A 2,567-nucleotide genomic window follows, 5' to 3' on the forward strand; every position below is an offset into this window, starting at 1 on the left:
ACCCCAACTCGGTGCTCCGGCAGGCGATCCGGGCACATGGCCGTATCCGGGCACCCCATGGCCATAGGGGCCCGCACCGACCCCGGCCCCGCTCCCGAACGCCCGCTGTGCCTCCCGAGCCTGTCGTTCATGGAGAACGGCCGCGAGGTAGGCGGCGGCCGGGACCCCCTGCGGCACCGGAGACCCCGTACGAGCCGCGAGATCGGAGGCGAGGCGGTCCGCCATCCCCTGCCCGACCTGCGGATCAAGCTGGCGCATCCGGGTCAGGTACTGGCGGACGGCCAGCCACAGTCCGTCCGGAACCGCCGACAGGTCGAGCCGGGAGAACTGCCCCGCGAGCCAGGGCGGCGGCGGAGGCACGAACGACGCCCGCGTGGCCGGAACCCTCTCCCGTACGACCAGCGTCCCCGCGAACACGTCGCCGAGCCGCCGCCCCCGCGCCGAGACGAGCGAGGCGATGCAGGCGATAACCCCCAGCGTCATCAGGATCTCGACCAGCCCGACCGCACCACGCACCAACGCGTGCCGGAACCGGATCGGCCCGCCGTCGTCCCGCACCACCCGAAGCCCGCACGCCAGCTTCCCCAGCGACCGCCCATGGCTCAGCGTCTCCACAGCGATCGGCCCGCCCACCAGCACGAGCAGGAAGGTCGCGATCGATATCGCCATCTGCGCCGCGTCGTCCAGGCTCGCGGTCGAGTAGACCAGGGCCATGGTCACAGCCAGGTAGCCGACAAAAGCCACGATCAGATCGAGCAGCACGGCCAGCACCCGGCTCGGCAGCTTCGCGGGGCGCAACTCCAGCGCCACCGCCTCGCCCGTCACTAGCTCACTCACGCGCCCGTTCCTTCCCCTGACCTGCCCCTGGAACCGCCAGTCTGCCAAGCTGAGGGCACATCGCGCCGCAGTACGACAAGCTGACACGCAGTACGACAGGACGCAGAGCGACAGGACGAGGAGCAGCGAACCGGATGGACCTCGACGTCTTCGTGTCGGCCCATCGTGCCGAGTGGGACCGCCTCGACGCCCTGCTCCGCCGCCAGCGCCACCTCAACGGCACCGAGGTCGACGAACTTGTCGCCCTCTACCAGCGCACCGCCACGCACCTCTCGATGATCCAGTCCAGCGCCCCGGACCCACAGCTGACCGGGCGCCTCAGCCAACTCGTCGCTCGCGCGCGCAGCGCCGTGGCAGGTACACGCCGCGCCTCATGGCGCGACGTCACGCGCTTCCTCGCCCACGGTTTCCCCGCCGCCGTCTACCGTTCACGCCACTGGTGGGTACCCACGGCGCTCCTGTCCATTGTCGTGGCGGCCCTCCTGGGGTGGTGGATCGGTACGCACCCGGAGGTCCAGGCCTCGATCGCGGCACCCGACGAGCTGCGCCAGATGACCCGCCCCGGAGGCGAGTACGAGGCGTACTACTCCAGCCACCCCGCCACCTCCTTCGCGGCCCAGGTGTGGACGAACAACGCCCGGGCCGCCGCCATGTGCCTCGTCCTGGGCATCTTCCTCGGCATCCCGGTCCTCTGGATCCTCTTCCTGAACATGCTGAACCTGGGCGTCGCTGTCGGCCTGATGTCCTCCGCCGGCCGCCTCGACGTCTTCCTGGGCCTCGTCCTCCCGCACGGTCTCCTGGAACTGACCGCCGTCTTCGTCGCCGCCGGTACGGGTCTCCGTCTCGGCTGGACCCTCATCGACCCCGGGCCCCGCACCCGGCGTGCGGCCCTCGCCGAGGAGGGGCGTGCCGCCCTGGGCATGGCGATAGGCCTTGCCCTGGTGCTCTTCGTCTCCGGCGCCATCGAAGGCTTCGTCACCCCGTCCGGCCTCCCCACCTGGGCCCGCATCGGCATCGGCATCGGCGCGGAACTGGCCTTCCTCGCGTACGTGTACGTCCTGGGCGGCCGCGCAGCCCGGTCCGGAGACACGGGCGACGTCGAGGAACCCGAACGGAGCGCAGCCGTTCCGACGGCAGCCTGACAGCGGTCCGGGGCACCGCCCGCGGGCCGCAAGGCCACCACGATGTGCAAGCACCCCCGTTGAACTGTTAACCTTGTGGTCTCCCCGCAAGAGCTGTTGACACGGCCTGCGTGGGGAGGTAGATTCAAACAGTTGCCTAGAGGGGAGCACCCCGAGACGGCAGCAGTGAGAGTCTGTCGCTCCTCGAGACTTCGACGCATCGATCTCGACGGAGCACCTCCCGATAATTCGGAAATGGATGCCGGTCAGTCCGGACCAAACCTTCTGATAAAGTCGGAACCGCCGGAAAGGAAAGCGCGAGAGCGTATGTCCTGGAAAGCGCCGAGGAAATCGGATCGGAAAAAGATCTGATAGAGTCGGAAACACCGAAGGGAAGCGCCCGGAGGAAAGCCGCGAGAGAGTCTCTCGGGTGAGTACGAAGGAAGCGTCCGTTCCTTGAGAACTCAACAGCGTGCCAAAAATCAACGCCAGATATGTTGATACCCCGTCTCCAGCATCAGCTGGGACGAGGTTCCTTTGAAGAAAACACAGCGAGGACGCTGTGAACCACTGGGTTATTCCTCTGGTGGTTCCGCTCTCGTGATGTGT

At 68.1% G+C, this 2,567-nt stretch carries 2 protein-coding genes; one reads left to right on the forward strand and one right to left on the reverse strand.

Going from position 1 to position 2,567, the window contains the following annotated elements; all coding sequences use genetic code 11:
- Positions 1-837, reverse strand: an 837-nt coding sequence (locus FNH04_RS44615; protein WP_322725661.1) for an RDD family protein, incomplete at its 3' end; no start/stop codon positions are given.
- Between the two features lie 134 nt (positions 838-971).
- Here FNH04_RS44615 and FNH04_RS44620 point away from each other — a divergent pair.
- The gene (locus FNH04_RS44620) at positions 972-1,979 is read left to right on the forward strand and encodes a stage II sporulation protein M (protein ID WP_152791939.1); all 1,008 of its coding nucleotides are present in this window, start codon (positions 972-974) and stop codon (positions 1,977-1,979) included.
- The last annotated feature ends 588 nt before the right edge of the window (positions 1,980-2,567 follow it).

It is taken from the genome of Streptomyces phyllanthi, assembly GCF_009377205.1.
GTDB classification, from domain to species: Bacteria; Actinomycetota; Actinomycetes; order Streptomycetales; family Streptomycetaceae; genus Streptomyces; species Streptomyces phyllanthi.

Excerpts from the sequence above, each read along its gene's own strand:
- FNH04_RS44620 (WP_152791939.1), top strand. The coding sequence starts at position 972 with ATGGACCTCGACGTCTTCGTGTCGGCCCATCGTGCCGAGTGGGACCGC.